This window comes from Streptomyces spiralis (assembly GCF_014654675.1).
Classification (GTDB): Bacteria; Actinomycetota; Actinomycetes; order Streptomycetales; family Streptomycetaceae; genus Streptomyces; species Streptomyces spiralis.
This window is the reverse complement of sequence record NZ_BNBC01000008.1, coordinates 78,626-95,400: the sequence shown is the minus strand read 5'-3', so window position 1 is coordinate 95,400 and position 16,775 is coordinate 78,626. Positions and strand designations below refer to the sequence as shown.

Annotated in this window: 14 protein-coding genes; 9 read left to right on the top strand and 5 right to left on the bottom strand. The window is 71.7% G+C overall.

Annotated features, from left to right (window positions below; all coding sequences use genetic code 11):
* The first annotated feature begins 267 nt into the window (after window positions 1–267).
* From IE318_RS11175 to IE318_RS11150, 6 genes are all read left to right on the top strand, one after another.
* Window positions 268–795 (top strand): (2Fe-2S)-binding protein, encoded by a 528-nt coding sequence (locus IE318_RS11175; RefSeq protein WP_373311140.1) that lies wholly within the window; start codon window positions 268–270, stop codon window positions 793–795.
* Window positions 796–806: 11 nt separating this feature from the next.
* Window positions 807–1,802, top strand: coding sequence for an FAD binding domain-containing protein (locus tag IE318_RS11170; RefSeq protein WP_189899197.1), 996 nt, complete (start codon window positions 807–809; stop codon window positions 1,800–1,802).
* The gene (locus IE318_RS11165) at window positions 1,799–4,042 is read left to right on the top strand and encodes a xanthine dehydrogenase family protein molybdopterin-binding subunit (protein ID WP_189899195.1); all 2,244 of its coding nucleotides are present in this window, start codon (window positions 1,799–1,801) and stop codon (window positions 4,040–4,042) included. Before IE318_RS11170 ends, IE318_RS11165 begins: the two co-directional genes overlap by 4 nt.
* Before the next feature lie 86 nt (window positions 4,043–4,128).
* Window positions 4,129–6,510, top strand: coding sequence for a SpoIIE family protein phosphatase (locus tag IE318_RS11160; protein WP_189899193.1), 2,382 nt, complete (start codon window positions 4,129–4,131; stop codon window positions 6,508–6,510).
* A 105-nt stretch (window positions 6,511–6,615) separates the two neighbouring features.
* The gene (locus IE318_RS11155) at window positions 6,616–6,987 is read left to right on the top strand and encodes a hypothetical protein (protein WP_189899191.1); all 372 of its coding nucleotides are present in this window, start codon (window positions 6,616–6,618) and stop codon (window positions 6,985–6,987) included.
* Between the two features lie 88 nt (window positions 6,988–7,075).
* On the top strand, window positions 7,076–7,459 hold the full coding sequence (locus IE318_RS11150) for an STAS domain-containing protein (RefSeq protein ID WP_051844548.1): 384 nt from the start codon (window positions 7,076–7,078) through the stop codon (window positions 7,457–7,459).
* Between the two features lie 136 nt (window positions 7,460–7,595).
* On the opposite strand, the gene IE318_RS11145 is transcribed toward IE318_RS11150, so the two are convergent.
* From IE318_RS11145 to IE318_RS11130, 4 genes are all read right to left on the bottom strand, one after another.
* On the bottom strand, window positions 7,596–8,360 hold the full coding sequence (locus IE318_RS11145) for an alpha/beta fold hydrolase (protein WP_189899188.1): 765 nt from the start codon (window positions 8,358–8,360) through the stop codon (window positions 7,596–7,598).
* A 215-nt stretch (window positions 8,361–8,575) separates the two neighbouring features.
* Window positions 8,576–8,989: a YrdB family protein gene (locus tag IE318_RS11140; protein ID WP_189899186.1), complete on the bottom strand. Its 414-nt coding sequence runs from the start codon at window positions 8,987–8,989 to the stop codon at window positions 8,576–8,578.
* A 128-nt stretch (window positions 8,990–9,117) separates the two neighbouring features.
* Window positions 9,118–9,558 carry a GNAT family N-acetyltransferase gene (locus IE318_RS11135; protein ID WP_189899184.1) on the bottom strand — a complete coding sequence of 147 codons (441 nt, stop codon included), beginning with the start codon at window positions 9,556–9,558 and terminating at the stop codon, window positions 9,118–9,120.
* Window positions 9,559–9,599: 41 nt separating this feature from the next.
* Window positions 9,600–10,523 (bottom strand): SDR family oxidoreductase, encoded by a 924-nt coding sequence (locus tag IE318_RS11130; RefSeq protein ID WP_189899182.1) that lies wholly within the window; start codon window positions 10,521–10,523, stop codon window positions 9,600–9,602.
* Between the two features lie 86 nt (window positions 10,524–10,609).
* On the opposite strand from IE318_RS11130, the gene IE318_RS11125 reads away from it, so the two are divergent.
* The gene (locus tag IE318_RS11125; protein WP_189899179.1) at window positions 10,610–11,182 is read left to right on the top strand and encodes a TetR/AcrR family transcriptional regulator; all 573 of its coding nucleotides are present in this window, start codon (window positions 10,610–10,612) and stop codon (window positions 11,180–11,182) included.
* Window positions 11,183–11,614: 432 nt separating this feature from the next.
* Window positions 11,615–12,973 (top strand): beta-1,3-glucanase family protein, encoded by a 1,359-nt coding sequence (locus tag IE318_RS11120; protein WP_189899177.1) that lies wholly within the window; start codon window positions 11,615–11,617, stop codon window positions 12,971–12,973.
* A 102-nt stretch (window positions 12,974–13,075) separates the two neighbouring features.
* Here IE318_RS11120 and IE318_RS11115 read toward each other — a convergent pair whose 3' ends face one another.
* Entirely contained in the window at window positions 13,076–13,669 is a 594-nt protein-coding gene (locus IE318_RS11115; RefSeq protein WP_189899174.1) for a DinB family protein, read from the bottom strand.
* Between the two features lie 432 nt (window positions 13,670–14,101).
* On the opposite strand from IE318_RS11115, the gene IE318_RS11110 reads away from it, so the two are divergent.
* Window positions 14,102–16,705 (top strand): glycoside hydrolase family 127 protein, encoded by a 2,604-nt coding sequence (locus tag IE318_RS11110; RefSeq protein ID WP_189899172.1) that lies wholly within the window; start codon window positions 14,102–14,104, stop codon window positions 16,703–16,705.
* The last annotated feature ends 70 nt before the right edge of the window (window positions 16,706–16,775 follow it).

The window sequence follows — 16,775 nt, the reverse complement described above, 5'->3', positions numbered from 1 at the left end:
CACTCCTGAGCGATGTGAGGCGAAACCGATTTCAGACGTATTTGAAGAGGAATGTCGAGCATTGAAAGCCAAATGAAGGGCGGCCCGGACCAGCGTCCGCGCCTGACCCTGAAATCCATTTCACGCGAAGGTAGGTTCTTGCCAGGAACGTGTCAAGACCGCGGGAGGCGACTTCCCGGAGGCGTCGGGGGCGGCCGGTGACACGCCGACTGGCGGTGCGTTCACAGGTGCAACACGATGAAACGTGAATGTGGAGGTGGTACGTCCGTGTCTGCTACGCGACACCCCTCGCGGGTGGCCGAGGCTCCCGTTCTGCCGGAACGCGGCCCCGGCCCCGTGAAGGTCACCCTGACGGTCAACGGCACCGAGCACGCGCTGGAGCTCGAACCGCGGGTCAGCCTCCTGGACGCGCTGCGCGAACGCCTGCATCTGACGGGCGCGAAGAAGGGGTGCGACCAGGGCACCTGCGGCGCGTGCACGGTGTGGGTCGACCAGCGCCGTACCCTGTCCTGCCTCACGCTGGCCATCACCTGCGAGGGGCGCGAGGTGACGACCGTCGAAGGCCTGGCCGAGGACGGCGAACTGCACGCCATGCAGCGGGCGTTCATCGAGCAGGACGCCTTCCAGTGCGGCTACTGCACACCCGGCCAGATCATGTCCGCGGTGGCGCTGCTCGAGGAGGGCCACGCCTCGGACGACGCCGAGATCCGGGAGTGGATGAGCGGCAACATCTGCCGCTGCGCCGCGTACCCGAACATCCGGGCCGCCGTCCGCGCGGTCCGCGACCAGGCGTAAGGAGACATGTGGTGCGGCCCATCAGCTACTCCCGCGCCGGTGACGTCGCCGGCGCCATCGCCACCGTCGCCTCCGACCCGACCAGTGACTTCCTGGCCGGCGGTACGACCGAGGTCGATCTGCTGCGCCAGAACGTCATGCTGCCGCGCCGGCTGGTGGACATCAACGACCTGCCGCTCACCCAGATCGAGGACCGGCCCGACGGCGGCCTGTACATCGGTGCCCTGGCCCGCATGAGCGACGTGGCCGAGGCGCCGACGGTGCGGGAGAGGTTCCCGCTGATCCGCGAAGCCCTCGTGCTCGGCGCCTCCGCGCAGCTGCGCAACATGGCGAGCATGGGCGGCAACATGATGCAGCGCACCCGCTGCGCCTATTTCCGCGACGCCGCCTCGCCGTGCAACAAGCGTGAACCGGGCAGCGGTTGCAGCGCCCTGGACGGCTTCAACCGCGGTCACGCCGTCCTCGGGGTCAGCGACCACTGCATCGCCACCCATCCCTCGGACGTCGCCGTACCGCTGATGGCCCTGGATGCCCGGATCCACACCGAGGGGCCGCGCGGCCGGCGCGTGTACGCCCTCGACGACTTCTTCCCCGAGCCCGGCGACACCCCGCATCTGGAGCATCCCGTCGAACACGGCGAGCTGGTCGTCGGCATCGAGGTGCCCGGCATGCCGGCGGCCCGTACGTCGCTGTACCTCAAGGTGCGCGACCGCGAGTCCTACGAGTTCGCCCTGGCCTCCGTCGCGGCCGTGGTGCCCATGACCGACGGTGTCATCGGCGACATACGGCTGGCCCTGGGCGGCGTGGCCACCAAGCCCTGGCGGGCCCGCCGCGCGGAGCGGATCCTGCGAGGAGCGCCCGCCGGGCGCGAGGTCTTCGAGCGGGCCGCCTTCGAGGAACTCCTGCCCGCCCGCGCCACGCCGCTCAACGCGTTCAAGGTCGAGCTGGCCCGGCGGATCATGGTCCGCGCCCTGGAGACCCTCACCGGAACACGGAGCCCGTCATGACCACCGCCTTCGCGATCGGACAGCCCACCGACCGGGTCGACGGCCGCCACAAGGTCACCGGAGACGCGCACTACTCGGCGGACATCCACCTGGACGCCATGGCCTACGCCGTACTGGCCGGCGCGCGGGTGCCCAGCGGACGGGTGACGGCCATCGACACCACCGAAGCGATGGACGCCCGGGGAGTCCTCGCGGTCCTCACCCACGAGAACCTGCCCAGGATCGCCACGCAGCCGCCGCTGATCCCCTCGCTCGCGGGGATGCCCGCTCCCGGCCAGACGTTCTTCCCCCTGCAGAACGAGGTCGTGCACTACACGGGCCAGCCCGTCGCCGTGGTCGTCGCCGACACCCTCGAGCGGGCCCAGCACGCCGCCGCCCTGGTCCGCGTCACCTACGAGGAGACCCCCTCGGTCACCACCCTGGACCAGGGACGCGACCGGGCCTACGAGCCCGAGGCGATCTTCGCGGGCTTCGTTCCGGGCCGGAACGAGCGCGGCGACGTGGAGGCGGGCCTGGCCCAGGCGGACGTACGCATCGACGCGACGTACACCTACGCCGCCAACAACCACAACCCCATCGAGCCCTCGGCCACCACCGCCACCTGGGACGGCGACCAGCTCACCCTGTACGACGCCACCCAGGGCGTGGCGGCCACCCAGCTCACCGTCGCCGCGCTGCTCGGCCTGACCCCGTCGAAGGTCCGGGTCGTCTCCCACTTCGTCGGCGGCAGCTTCGGCTGCAAGGCCATGATCTGGGCGCATCCTGCACTGGCCGCGCTCGCCTCCCGCCACACCGGGCGCCCGGTCAGGCTCACCCTTACCCGCGAGCAGATGTTCACCTCGGTCGGGCACCGGGAGGAACAGGAGCAGCGCATCACCCTGGGGGCGACCCGGGAGGGGCGGCTGACCGCGCTGCGGCACCACAAGCTCTCCCCCACCTCGCACTTCGACGACTGGGCCGAACCCTCCCTCGGAGTGGCCGGGCAGATCTACGCCTGCCCGAACTACGAAGGCGTCTACCGGCTCTTCCGCGCCAACACCATGACGCCCACCTTCATGCGGGCGCCGGGTGAGGCCTCGGGCATGTTCGCCCTGGAGTGCGCGATGGACGAGCTCGCCCACCAGCTGGGCATCGACCCCGTCGAGCTGCGCCTGCGCAACTACACCGACACCGATCCGAACACCGGAAACCCCTGGTCGAGCTGCGGTCTGAGGGAGTGTTACCAGCGCGGCGCCGAGCGGTTCGGCTGGCAGCGACGCAATCCCGAACCCGGCTCGCACCGGGACGGCGACTGGCTGATCGGGTACGGCATGGCCACCGCCGGCTATCCGGTGTACGGGCCGAACAATCCGCAGCGCGCCCGTGCCCGGCTGTACGCCGACGGCTCCGCCGTGATCCAGGCCGCCACTCCCGACTTCGGCACCGGGGTGGCCACGGCAATGACCCAGGTCGCCGCCGACGCCCTCGGGCTGCCGGTCGAGCGGTGCCGCTTCGAGGGCGGTGACACCACGCTGCCCACCATCGCTGCCGCCGTCGGCTCCGCGGGAGCCGGCATGATCAGCGCCGCCGTGCACACCGCGGCCACCAACCTCCGCGACGAGCTCGTCGCGCAGGCCGTCGGCGACGCCGAGTCACCGCTGCACGGCGCCGACCCCGGCACCGTCGTCGTGCGGGACGGCCGTATGACGCTGCGCGACCTCCCCGAGACCGGGGAGAGCTATCAGGACCTGCTGCACCGCCACTTCCTGCCCGACGTCGAGGCGGCGGGCGCCTGGTCTCCGTCGCCGCGGAGCGCCGGCGAGTACGGGATGATGACGTTCGGCGCCCAGTTCGCGGAGGTCGCCGTCGATCCCTGGCTCGGCCTCGCACGGGTGAGGCGCATGGTCGGCGCCTTCGCCCCCGGCAGGGTGCTCAACGCCAAGACCGCCCGCAGCCAGCTGATGGGCGGCATGCTGTGGGGTCTCGGCCAGGCGCTCCTGGAGGCCAACTACATGGATCCGCGGCGCGGCCGCTGGGTCGCCTCCAGCCTGGGTGACTACCTCGTGGCCGTGAACGCCGACGCACCCGAGGTCGACGTCGAACTCATCGAGGTGGAGGACAAGGTCGTCAATCCGCTCGGGGTCAAGGGCGTCGGGGAGGTCGGTCAGGTCGGCGCGGCCGCGGCCGTCGCCAACGCCGTCCACCACGCGACCGGGCGCCGTGTCCGCAAGGCGCCCATCACCATCGAGGACCTGCTCTGACACGCCGGTTCACGCCGGGTTGAGGGTTCACCCCGGTCGAGACGGAAGGGACGACCGCACCGGACCTCGAGAACGGTGGGACGATCATGAGCGAGTCGACAGGCGCCACCCACCGGACAGGTGGATCCGCGCAGGGCACGACGGGCACGGCGTCGGTCCTGGTCGATGACCAGGGCATGGTCGTCGAGTGGAGTCCGGCCGCCGAACGCCTGCTGGGCTATCCCGCGCGGCGGATCGTAGGCCGGCCGGCCAGGGAACTGCTGGTCACCGGCGCACCGGGGGAGGCAGGGGCCGCCGATGTGGTGCTCCGCCACCACGACGGGCACCACGTCGGCTGCCGGGTGCGGGTGCGTGCCGGACAGCGGGGTCGGGCCACGGCCTGCTGGAGGGTCGACGTGATCCCGGGCGAGGCGTACGACGCGCCCGCTTCCGCTGTCGACCGGGCACTGCTGGAGGCGTTGTTCACCCGTTCTCCGATCGGCCTGTTCGTTCTCGACCCTCAGCTGCGTCTGATGCGGTACAACGGCGCGGCGGAAGGCATGCAGGGCGTCCGGGTGACCGAGGGGCTGGGGCTGCGGCCCACCGAGGTGTGGCCCGACTTCAACGCCGAGCTGGCCGAGCGGGTGATGACCGGCGTCCTGGAGAGCGGAGAGCCGGTCCTGTCCTTCGAGAAGCGCGGTCGTCCGCCCGGTGACCCCGGCCGTGAGCACGTCTACGCGGCGTCCGTGTTCCGTCTGGAGGACCCGGACGGCCGCATCCTGGGGGTGGCCGACGTGGTGGTCGACATCACCGAGCGGCACCGGGCCCGGGAGCGCCTCGCTCTGGTCGCCGAGGCCGGCTCCCGGATCGGGACCACCCTCGGTGTGCTGGACACCGCGGGGGAACTGGCCGATGTGACGGTGCCGCGGCTGGCCGACGGTACGACAGTGGATCTCCTCGAGTCGGTGCTGACCGGCGAGGACGTGCCCGAGGGGCCGGGCACCGCGGACTGGGTCCTGCGGCGCGCCGCGTCGCGGTCCGTGCGCAGCCACGGTGATTCCGGTGCGTACGGGATCGGTGAGGTCAGCACCACGCCCGCCGACGCGCCCGCCGCCCAGGTCCTGGCCGATCACGAACCGCGTCTGGTGCATGTGGTCGGGGAGGACAGCGCGTGGTTGCGGAGCGACCCGGTCCGTGGCCGGCGGATGCGCGAGGAGGGGGTCCACTCGATGTTGGCGCTCCCGCTGCTGGTCCGCGACCGCGCGCTGGGTCTCGTCACCTTCTACCGGTGGACCGCACGCGGCGCGTTCGAGGACGACGACCTCACCCTGGCCCAGGACCTCGCCGCCCGCGCCGCCGTCGCCCTGGACAACGCCCGCCGCTATGTGCGCGAACGCAACACCGTGCTGTCGCTGCAGCGCGGCCTGCTGCCCCGTAACCTCCCCACCGCGGACGCGGTGCGGGCGGCACACCACTGGGTGCACTCGGGCGCGGGCGGCGACTGGACCGATGTCATCACCCTTCCGGGGGCCCGGGTGGCCCTCGTGGCGGGCAGCACCCCTGGCCGCGGTGTGCGCACCGCGGCGACGATGGGGCGGCTGCGCACGGCCGTGCACACGCTGGCCGCCCTCGATCTGGCGCCCGACGAGCTCATGGCCCGCCTGGAGGACCTGGTCCGGCAGATGGACACCGAGACCGCCGATCCGCACGGCGGCGGCCCCGTCGGCGCCACCTGCCTCTACCTGGTCTACGACCCCGTGACCTGCCGCTGCACCGGCTGTGCGGCCGGTCCCGCGGGCCTGGCCGTGGTGGACCCGGACGGCGCCGTGACCTTCCCCGACGTCCCCGCCGGACCACCGCTCGGCCGGCCCGGACCGCCGCTGACAAAGACCACCCTGACGCCGGCCGAAGGAAGCCGGCTGATCCTGTTCACCCCGGGGCTGCTGCAGGCGTTCCCCGGCGACACCGGGCGTGCCGAGCTCGCGCGCCTGCTGTCCACGTCGCCCATGTCCCCGCAGGACCTGTGCCTGAAGGTCACGGAGGAGCTGGTTCCCGCCGATCCCCCCGACGACGCGGCGGTCCTGGTCGCCTGCACCCGGCCCCTCGATCCGGCGCGCGTCGCCACCTGGGTGCTGCCCGCCGACCCGGCGGCCGTCGCCACCGCCCGCTCGCTCACCGCCCGCCAGTTGCGCACCTGGGCCATGGACGACGAGCTGTTCTCCACGGAGCTGATCGTCAGCGAACTCGTCACCAACGCCATCCGCTACGCCGCGCCGCCCGTGCGGCTGCGTCTGATCTGCGACCGGACGCTGAGCGTCGAGGTCTCCGACAGCAGCAGCGCCGCGCCGTACCTGCGGCACGCCCGCACGACCGACGAGGGCGGCCGCGGTCTGCTGCTGGTCTCGCAGTTCGCACAGCGCTGGGGAAGCCGCTTCGAGGAGCACGGCAAGACGATCTGGGCCGAGGAGCCCCTCACCTCGGCGGCATGACCGCACATGCCGGTGCTGTGAAGCTCCCGTCTCAGCTCTGGACAATCTCCCTGAATAGCCGTAAATCGTGTATCAGGGGATTTACACGCCGCGGGAGGACGTCACATGATCACCGAACTCGCCGTGGAACGCGTCGAATTCGCGTGCGGTCACTGCTGGCACAAGTGGAGCGTCGACTACGACGTGCAGTACGACCGCGATGAGCAGGGCGACGAGTGGGAGTACTTCATCCGCGACGGGCAGGCCGTGCCGTCGCCCTACGACCCGCGGGGTGCTCCCCCGTGCCCGCTGTGCGGCCGGCACTGGGTGGGCCGCCTGGTCGCCCGTCGGCCGGTGCCCCTCGCCCCGGAGACCACCGGCGCCCCGCGCTACAAGATCGGCCCGCTCGCGGAGCACCGCCCCGAGCGGCACACCGCGCCGCCCTTGCAGGCGCACGCCCACGAACGGCCGCGGGAGAACCTGGGCCGTTCCGTGTGAGGGGCCCCGCAGGACGAGCGAGACCGGACCGGCGAGAGGACAATCGACGGTGTCGGCGACACGGCCAGCAGGAGACGGAGAGACGATCATGGCTCTGTTCCTGGCGTCGCACTGGGAGAACGGCTGGGCCGTGATGGAGATCAGGGGGGTACTGGACACCACCACCGCCGAGGAGCTCCGCGACTTCGTGGCCGCCGTGACCGCGAAGCACAAGCACCTGCTCAATCTGATCGCGGACCTGTCCGAGCTGACGTACACGGACGCGGAGGCACTGAGCCCCCTCGTGACCGCCCACACGATGCTGGAACGGGACGGCGGGGAACTGCGCCTGATCTGTCCCGAGGGGCGCGTGGAGCGGATCCTCGAAGCCAGCGGGCTCGCCCGGGTGCTGCCCGTCTTCCCCTCCCTCGACGCGGCCCTGGCGGCCGGGCGACCGACCGGGGGCGACCGCAAACGGCGCCCCGCGCAGTGATCGCCCGCCGCGCGCCGACAGGTGGCGGGCGACGGTGTCAGCGTCCGGAGTACCGGCGTCGGCGTACCGCCGTCGGGGTACCGCCGTCGGGGTACCGGTGTCCGGCGCGCGATGCCGGACACCGACACCCCTCAGGTCATGCCGGTGACGGGGCGGTGCGCCCCAGGTGCCGGGCGAAGAACCGGACCGCGCTGTCGCTCTCGAACCTGGGCAGCTCCTTGTGCCTGCCCGCGTTGGCGTGCAACGTCTTCTCCCGGGAGGCGAAGGCGTCGAACAGCGCCAGACCGGACGCGCGCGGGATGTGCTCGTCGTCCCACTGCAGCATGAACTCGATCGGTACGGTGATCCGCTTCGCCGTCTCGGCCAGGGCATCGGGCCAGTGGAGACCGAAGACCGCGGCGGTGATCCTGGGATCGCCCGCCACGAACGGCACGCCGATCGCCGTGGCCATGTTCAGACCGAAGTAGCCGACCGGCCCCTCCGCGCCGATCTCCGGCAGTTCCTGGAGGGCATCCAGGGTCGCCCGCCACTCGGGTACGGCGCGCTCGGCCAGGTGGGCGTTGTAGCGGACGACGATCGGGCCCTCCGGCTCGCCCGCCTCCCTCGCCCGGTACAGCGCGGCGATCTCCTGCTCATCGTACGGCGTGCGCGGCCGGTCGCCGTGACCGGGCGCGTCGATGACGGCGACGTGGAAACCGCAGCCGGTGACCAGGCTGCGGGCTCGGCCCGTCATGGCCGGCCACCTCTTGTGGGTGCCGCCTCCGTGGCCCATCAGCACCAGAGGCGCGCGATCGGGTCGGGACGCGGGCGACCAGAGCACGCCGGGGATCTCGCCCACGGCGAAGTCGCGTTCGAGGACGCCGTTCGCCGACGTCTCCGCGGTGAAGTGCACAGAATGCATGGGTTGTTGCCTTTCGGGAGTGCCTTCTCGAGGCGCTCCCGGCGGACACCTGTGTCAATCGCCCGACCGTGAGGAAGGAGGGAGCACCCACATCGTTACAGCGTTCACGGGTCTCACCTCCTCGGCGGTGTCACGGTAGCCCGGAGGCTATCGCCCGAGCGTCGTCCCGCCCAACTCCTTTTTTCGCGCCCGCGCAGCTTGCGCGCCCTGATGGTTCAGGCGTGGTCACCCGGCCCGGGGAGCCCGCTCGGCGCCCCGGTCCGCGGGGCGGCCCGGAAGATCTCGGCCACCGCGGTGTTGGCGACCGTCACCACCGCCACGGCACCCGCCGCGACGGGGTGACCCGCTCCGTACAAGGCGGCGGCGCCGGCGCCGAACACCAGCGCCTTCACCACCAGGACGAGCGGAAGGCGGGGCCGCAGCCGCGCCCGGGGTGCGGCGAACAACGCCCAGACCACCGCGGCCAGCAGGGGTGTTCCCACGCCGAGCAGGATCCGGAGGGCGCCCTGATGGCCGGCGCCGAATCCCCACCAGCTCAGGAAGCCCAGGGCCGCGAGCTCGAGCAGGAACGCCAGGGCTTCGTTGGCGGCGTACCAGGGCCGCGCATCGAGTCCGGGCGCATCAGTCATGTCCCCCGCCATCCGGTCTCCCCCCTCGTCCGGCGGGCCCAGCATGACACGCCAGTCGCAGTGTGCACGCCGGATCGGCGGAGTGCGGTCGTATCGCGTGAGCGGGGACCGCCTCCCTCGTCCCCCGGTCAGGCCGGTTCACGCACCATGAACACGTCCACCGGATCCTCGGTCTCGACGGTGAACCCGTGCCGCTCGTACAGCCGTCTCGCGGGACTGCCCTGGAGCACGTTCAACCGGACGAGGATGCCGCCGCTGTCACACCGCTGGAGCAGCTCGCGCAGCACACCCGTGCCGATACCGCTGCCCTGAAGGCGCGCTGCCAGGTAGAAGTGCTCCAGCCAGTGGGCGTCCCGGGCCGGCCGCAGCGCCACGCAGCCGGCGAACGAGCCGCCCACCTCGATCGCCCAGGTGTGGGCGGGGTCGAATCCGTCCCGCAGCCGCTGACGTACGCGCCGCGCGTCGTACCGGCCGAGGCGTTCAAGGTCCGCCCGCAGCACCACGGCACGCAACTCGGCCACCGCCTCGACGTCCGACACCGATGCCTGCCGAAGGCCCCAGTCCACCATGATCGCCAGGCTACCGCGCCGGATTCACGCCCGGCAGCCGGTCAGGAGGTGGTGGCAGTGGTGTGGAAGTAGTGGCCCTTGTCCAGGTCGTCGAGGAGGCCGGGATGGGTCGGCCGCCAGTCCAGCAGCTCGCGGGTGAGAGTGCTCGACGCCGGGCAGTCGACTCCGAGGAAGCCGCCCAGCCAGGCGAAGTGCTCGCCCGCGGCTTCGGGCGCCACCGAGGTCACCGGCACCCCGAGCTGACGGCCGATCACCTCGGCGACGTCGCGGAGCGCGACGCCCTCCTCGGCGGCGCCGTGCAGCACCGAGCCCGCCGGGGCCTTCTCGACCGCCAGGCGGAACAGCCGTGCGGCGTCGAGGCGGTGGACGGCCGGCCAGCGGTTCGCGCCGTCGCCGACGTAGCCGGAGACCCCCTTGGCCCGGGCGACGGCGACCAGCATCGACATGAACCCGTTGTCCCCCTCGCCGTGGCAGGTCGGAGAGAGCCGTACCACGGAGGAGCGCACGCCCCGCGAGGCGAGTGCGATCACCGCCGCGGCGGTGGTCGCGCGGATGGAGACCGGTGAGCCGTCGGCCGTGGCCGTGTCCCGCTCGGTCGCCACCTGCCCCGGCTTGAGGCCGGCGAGCCCGGAGGCGAGGACGAAGGGGCGGTCGGTGCCGGCCAGCGCGTCGCCGAGGGTGTCGACGGCGCGGCGGTCCGCGTCGGCGGCGCCCGCGAAGTCGCCGCCGAAGGCGATGTCGTGCTTGAAGGCGAGGTGGACCACACCGTCCGACGCGGCGGCGGCGTCCCCCAGGACGTCGAGGTCGTCGATGGTGCCGCGGACCACTTCCGCCCCGGCGGCGGTGAGGGCGGCGGCGGAGGCCTCGGAGCGGGCGAGCCCGGTGACCTGGTGGCCCGCGTCGATGAGCTCGGGAACGAGGGCGGAGCCGATCCAGCCGGACGCCCCGGTCACGAAGATGCGCATGGGAGTATCCCCAGACTGTTGATGTCAGTGACTGTCATCGACAGTAGCACCCGATGTCAGTGACTGCCATCGCGTAGGATCTGCCCATGAGCAGATGGGAGCCGAACGCACGCGGACGCCTGGCGGAGGCGGCGTTGGAGCTCTACAGCGAGCGCGGCTACGAGCAGACCACGGTGGCGGAGATCGCCAGGCGGGCCGGCCTCACCGAGCGGACCTTCTTCCGGCACTACACGGACAAGCGTGAGGTGCTGTTCGGCGGCTCGGGGGCGCTGCAGGAGCTGTTCGTGGGCGCGGTCGCCGAGGCGCCCGAGTCCGCCGCGCCGATCGACGCGATCGCGGCGGGGCTCGAGGCGGTCTCCGCGATGTTCGTCGGGCGGCGCGAGCAGTCCCGTCGGCGGCAGACCGTCATCGCCGGCAACGCGGAACTCCAGGAGCGCGAGCTGATCAAGCTCGCCTCGCTGGCGGCGGCGCTCGGCGGCGCCCTGCGCGGGCGCGGTGTCACGGAACCGGCCGCGAGCCTGACCGCCGAGGCGGGTGTCGCCGTCTTCAAGGTCGGCTTCGAGCGCTGGATCGCGCCGGCCGAGGAACGCGAGATGGCGTCTTTGATGCGGGAGTCGCTGGACGAGCTCAGGGCCGTGACCGCGGGCGGACGCGCATAGTCGGCACGTCCGCGCACGCCGGTCGGCCACGCGGTCACTCGTCGCGGATGCGGTGCGTGCGCAGACGCGGCGCTCGCACGGTGTGCCGCGCGTGACGGCGAGGGCAGCGACGGCGGCGCCGAGGGCGAACCGTCCGAGGGACGAGCGTCTGGCCAAGGAGCCGACGGGGAGGTCCAGGTCCGAACACGCACCTCAAGAGATGAACGAGTCGGCCGTGCCGTCGGGTTGAGGCTTCGCAGAAGTTGAAGGCCGGTCAGGCGACGGCTCCCCGCGGGTCACACCCAGCAACGCCGCCCAGGCATGAGCGGGCGGGTCTCGATGCTCTCGCGTTCAGTTGTTGACGGTGGACAGCAGTGAGAGTACAAACCGGTGAGAGCGCTCTCAGGCACTGCCGCCCCTCCTCCCCCACAGGCCCTCGGCTCTGGAGACCTCATGCCGACATCGTCCTGCGCGCCGACACCGAGACCGCCGGCCGGCACCGCGCGTTCCCGAACGGCCCTCTGCCTGGTTCTTGCCCTGTTCGCCGCCTGCTTCCTCGCGCTGACACAGTCGTCCGCCCGGGCCGCGGATCTCCTGCTCTCCCGCGGCCGTCCCGTGACCGCGTCCTCGACGGAGAGCGCGGCCTTCCCGGCCGCCGCGGCGGTCGACGGCGATCCGGGCACGCGCTGGTCCTCCGCCTTCGCCGATCCCCAGTGGCTCCAGGTGGACCTCGGCTCCGTCCAGCAGCTCACCCACGTCACCTTGACGTGGGAAGCCGCATACGCCACGGCCTACCAGATCCAGACCTCCACCGACGCGCGGAACTGGACGACGGTGTACTCCACCACGTCCGCCACCGGCGGCACCCAGACCCTGAACGTCAGCGGAAGCGGCCGGTACGTCCGCGTCTACGGCACCGCACGGGCCACTCCCTACGGCTACTCACTGTGGGAGTTCGAGGTGTACGGGCCCGGCGGCAGCACCCCGCCGACGGACGACTTCTGGGGCAGCACCGGTGACATCCCGCCCGCACACAACGTCGTCGAGGTGAAGATCCTCAACCGCACGAACGGCAAGTACCCGGACAGCCAGGTGTACTGGAGCTTCAACGGGCAGGTCCACTCCATCGCGGAGCAGCCCTACCTCGACATGCCGGCGAACTCCGCGGGGCGGATGTACTTCCACCTCGGCTCGCCCGACAGCCCCTACTACGACTTCATCGAGTTCACCGTCGGCGACAACGTCTTCAACGGCAACACCACACGTGTCGACGCCTTCGGCCTCAAGCTCGCCATGCGCCTGCACACCAAGGACGGCTACGACGTGGAGGTCGGGGAGAACCGGCAGACCTTCGCCGAGGACCGCGCCACCACCTTCCAGCGTTTCACGGACGCGGTGCCGGCCCCGTTCAAGGTCCTGGCCCAGACGCAGGCGCCCTACCGCATCATCGCTCCCGGCAGCGACCCGAGCTTCCGCTCCGGCGGCGCCAACGCGAACTACTTCACCGCCTACGCCCAGTCCGTCGGTGTCGACGCGGCCACCTCCGACATCTTCGGCTGTGCCGCCTCCCTGGCGGGCAACCCCACCATGTGCGCCGCCCTCAACCGCCACGTGGCCACGCTGCCGGCCTCCCAGCAGAGTGACCCCGGCCAGTACTACAAGGCGGCCCCGGCGAACTACTACGCCAAGTTCTGGCACGACAACGCCATCAACCGCCTGGCCTACGGCTTCCCGTACGACGATGTGGCGGGCCAGTCCTCCTTCATCTCCCACAGCGCCCCCCAGTGGCTGCTGGTGGCAGTCGGCTGGTAGAGCTTCCCTGTACCCACCTGGCTGCGCAGCCTGTCCGTCCTGGCTGCGCAGCCAGGTGGCGGACCGGGTGCCGGCGGGAGTGCCGGGCCGTTCGGCCGGCCGTTACGCGCCCCGGCCGGCTTCCCGGGCCACACGCTCCAGTCGGCTCCGGTGGCTCTCCCACCACGCCGCATCGCCCCGCGCCATGCCGTGGCTGTTCTCGTTCATCCCCACGGCGCCGTCCGTCAGTTCGCGGACGATGTCCGCGTGCCCCGCGTGCCGGTGCGTGTCGGCGATGACGCGCACCACGGCATGATGCAGCGTCACCTGGTCCCTTCCACTCGGCCACCACGGCACGGTGCCGATCGTGTCCAGCGCCAGTGCTTCGATCGTCGCGTCCGCGTGCGCCCACGCCCGACGGTAGAACTCCACCACGTCCGTGCGCGACTCGTCGGCGGTGGCCCACATGTCGGCGTTGGGCTCGGCACCCTCCTCGAGCCACGGCATCGGCTCCCCGGACGGCCGTCCGAACGTGTCGCCGAGGTAACCCAGTTCCACGCCGGCCGCGTGTTTCACCAGGCCCAGGAGGTTGGTTCCGGTCGGCGTCACAGGGCGGCGGATGTCGTACTCCGGGAGCCCCTCGAGTTTCCAGAGCAGGGCATCGCGGGCGGACTGCAGGTAGAAGCGGAGGTCCGCCTTGGCATCCGTTGCGGTCATGCGGCCATTCTGTCGCTCGCCGCCCCCTGCCGGGCGACTCCACCGCCCGCCCCCTACCGGGTATCGGTCCCGCGGCGTGCGAAGTGGATTCTGCCGGAGACGGGCATGGACGTTCATCGGGCCGCCCGGTCGCCCGGAGCACTGCCCGTCGCGGGATCGACGTCAGGGAATTGAACGTTTCAAAACCTCGGGCCGGCTCTGCGTTCCAGCGCCGCCTCGCACGTCAGAGCGTCCGGGCGTCGCGAGGTAACCGCCCTGCGTGCGCTGCCCCGTTGACGCACGACAGGCCGAACACAGCGGCTACCGATCAGTTCTTGTGAGAAGCCTTGACGCCCCAAGTGCCCGCACCTACCGTCTCCCCGCAGCGACTTTAACGATTCAAAAGCTTCAGGCGATTCAGGCATTGCTGCCCGCCGAAGGGAGCCCAGCACCTTGCCCGCACAGCGCGTCCCCGCGACTCCGTCCCGCCGTCAGATCGTGTTCGCGGCGTCGGCCGCCGCGGCCGTCACCGCCCTGCCCTCCCCCACGGATGCGACCGCCCACGCGGCCCCCGCCGAGGTCTCCGCCGCGGCCACCGCCCCGGCGGCCCCGGAGGAGAGACCGGGGTCGGAGCCGGTCCTCACGCCCTTCCCGCTGTCCGAGGTGCGTCTGCTCGACAGCCCCTTCCTGGCGAACATGCGCCGCACCTGCGCCTACCTGCTCTTCGTCGACATCGACCGGCTTCTGCACACCTTCCGCACCAACGTCGGCCTGCCCTCCACGGCGGAGCCGTGCGGCGGTTGGGAGGCACCGAACGTGCAGTTGCGCGGGCACACCACCGGCCATCTGCTCAGCGCCCTGGCCCAGGCGCACGCCAACACCGGTGACGGCGCCTACGCCGACAAGGGCCGCGCCTTGGTCTCCGCGCTGGCGGAGTGTCAGCAGGCCGCACTCTCGGCAGGATTCCACCGCGGCTACCTGTCCGCCTTCCCGGAGTCGGTCTTCGACCAGCTGGAGGCGGGCGGCAAGCCCTGGGCGCCGTACTACACCCTGCACAAGATCATGGCCGGGCTGCTGGACCAGTACCGCCTGAGCGGCAACCGTGAGGCGCTGGATGTCCTGCTGGAGATGGCGGCCTGGGTGGACACGCGGACCGCGCCGCTCTCCCACGAGCGGATGCAGACCGTGCTGAAGGTCGAGTTCGGCGGCATGAACGACGTACTCACCCGGCTCTATCAGGTCACCGGCGACAGCGCCCATCTGCGCACCGCCCAGCGCTTCGACCACGAGGACCTGTACGCGCCGCTGGCCGCCGGCCGCGACGAACTCGCCGGCCGGCACGCCAACACCGAGATCGCCAAGGTGGTCGGCGCCGTACCGGGCTACGAGGCCACCGGGGACCCGAAGTACCTGGTCATCGCCGACACCTTCTGGACGACGGTCGTCCGGCACCACTCGTACGCCATCGGCGGCAACTCCGACAAGGAGCTCTTCGGCCCGCCCGACGAGATCGTCAGCCGGCTCTCCGAGGTGACCTGCGAGAACTGCAACAGCTACAACATGCTCAAGCTGGGGCGGCAGCTCTTCCTGCACCGACCGCAGCGCGCCGAGTACATGGACCACTACGAGTGGACCCTCTACAACCAGATGCTCGGCGAGCAGGACCCCGACTCCGCGCACGGATTCGTCACGTACTACACCGGACTGTGGGCGGGATCCGAGCGGCAGCCCAAGGGCGGCCTCGGCGCGGCACCCGGCAGCTACAGCGGCGACTACGACAACTTCTCCTGCGACCACGGCACGGGGCTGGAGACGCACACGAAGTTCGCCGACAGCATCTACTTCCGCTCCAGCGCGCCGCAGTCACCGCCGGCCCTGTACGTGAACCTGTTCATTCCCTCGGAAGTCCACTGGGAGAGCGTAGGAGTGACGGTCCGTCAGGAAACGGGGTATCCGACCGACGACCGGACGCGCCTGACCGTCATCGAGGGCAGCGGGCGCTTCGCGCTGAAGATCCGGATCCCGTCCTGGGTGGCCGAGACCGGCCGTCCCGCCGGTCTCGAGATCGACGGCCGCCGGACCGCCACGCCCCTGAAGCCCGGCACCTACGCCACCGTGGCGCGGCTGTGGCGCACCGGCGACACCGCCGAACTGGTCCTGCCCCGCAGGCCCGTATGGCGTCCGGCGCCCGACAATCCGCAGGTGGCGTCGGTGTCCCTGGGACCCCTGGTCCTGGCCGGCCAGTACGGTGACACCGCTCCGGCCACGATCCCCACGATCCAGCCCCACACCCTGCGGGCGGCCGACGGCAGGCCCACCGAGTTCACCGCCGTCGCCGACGGCCGCGAGGTCGCCCTGCGTCCGTTCCACGAGGTCCACCACCAACGTTACAACGTGTACTGGGCGCTCACCCCGCCGCCCAGCCGCGAACGGGACGTCGCCCGCTACCCCTTGCAGGAGGGCAGCGGCACGACGACCGCCGACGCCACCGGCGACTTCGCCGACGCCACGCTCGCCGGCGGCGCGGTCTGGACCCGCGACGGCGAGGACACCGCGGTGTCGTTCGACGGCGGCGGCGGCCACCTCGTGCTGCCGTCCGGGCTGCTGAGCGGCCTGGACGAGCTGACCGTCAGTGTCCGGGTGCGGATCGACGGCCTCGCCGCGTCCGCCCGGGTCTTCGACCTCGGCTACCACAAGGAGACCTACCTCTTCCTCGCCGCGACCACCGGGGCCGGGCACGCCCGTGCCGCGCTGAGGATCGCCGGCATGGAGGCGGAGGACGTCGTGGACGCCGCCGCGCCGCTGCCCGTGGGCCGGTGGATCCATGTGGCGCTCACCCTGGGCGGCGGCACCGGCGTGCTGTACGTGGACGGTGCGGAGGCCGGCCGCAACGCCGCCATGGTCAGCGGCCCGCTGCTGCTCGGCGCGACCACCCGGAACTACCTGGGCCGGTCGCAGAACACGACCCATCCCTACCTGCACGGAGCCGTGCGCGACTTCCGGCTGCACAACCGCGCGCTGAGCGCCACGGAGGTGGCGCAACGCGCCTCCGGCTGAGCCACGCCCACCGCCCGCCCCCGGCTCCACCTTCGCTCCCGAACTCCCCGACTGCCCCGCTCCCGACGGC

Excerpts from the sequence above, each read along its gene's own strand:
- IE318_RS11125 (WP_189899179.1), top strand. The coding sequence starts at position 10,610 with ATGAGCAGATGGGAGCCGAACGCACGCGGACGCCTGGCGGAGGCGGCG.
- IE318_RS11140 (WP_189899186.1), bottom strand. The coding sequence starts at position 8,989 with ATGACTGATGCGCCCGGACTCGATGCGCGGCCCTGGTACGCCGCCAAC.
- IE318_RS11135 (WP_189899184.1), bottom strand. The coding sequence starts at position 9,558 with ATGGTGGACTGGGGCCTTCGGCAGGCATCGGTGTCGGACGTCGAGGCG.
- IE318_RS11165 (WP_189899195.1), top strand. The coding sequence starts at position 1,799 with ATGACCACCGCCTTCGCGATCGGACAGCCCACCGACCGGGTCGACGGC.
- IE318_RS11130 (WP_189899182.1), bottom strand. The coding sequence starts at position 10,523 with ATGCGCATCTTCGTGACCGGGGCGTCCGGCTGGATCGGCTCCGCCCTC.
- IE318_RS11120 (WP_189899177.1), top strand. The coding sequence starts at position 11,615 with ATGCCGACATCGTCCTGCGCGCCGACACCGAGACCGCCGGCCGGCACC.
- IE318_RS11115 (WP_189899174.1), bottom strand. The coding sequence starts at position 13,669 with ATGACCGCAACGGATGCCAAGGCGGACCTCCGCTTCTACCTGCAGTCC.
- IE318_RS11145 (WP_189899188.1), bottom strand. The coding sequence starts at position 8,360 with ATGCATTCTGTGCACTTCACCGCGGAGACGTCGGCGAACGGCGTCCTC.
- IE318_RS11150 (WP_051844548.1), top strand. The coding sequence starts at position 7,076 with ATGGCTCTGTTCCTGGCGTCGCACTGGGAGAACGGCTGGGCCGTGATG.
- IE318_RS11155 (WP_189899191.1), top strand. The coding sequence starts at position 6,616 with ATGATCACCGAACTCGCCGTGGAACGCGTCGAATTCGCGTGCGGTCAC.
- IE318_RS11160 (WP_189899193.1), top strand. The coding sequence starts at position 4,129 with ATGAGCGAGTCGACAGGCGCCACCCACCGGACAGGTGGATCCGCGCAG.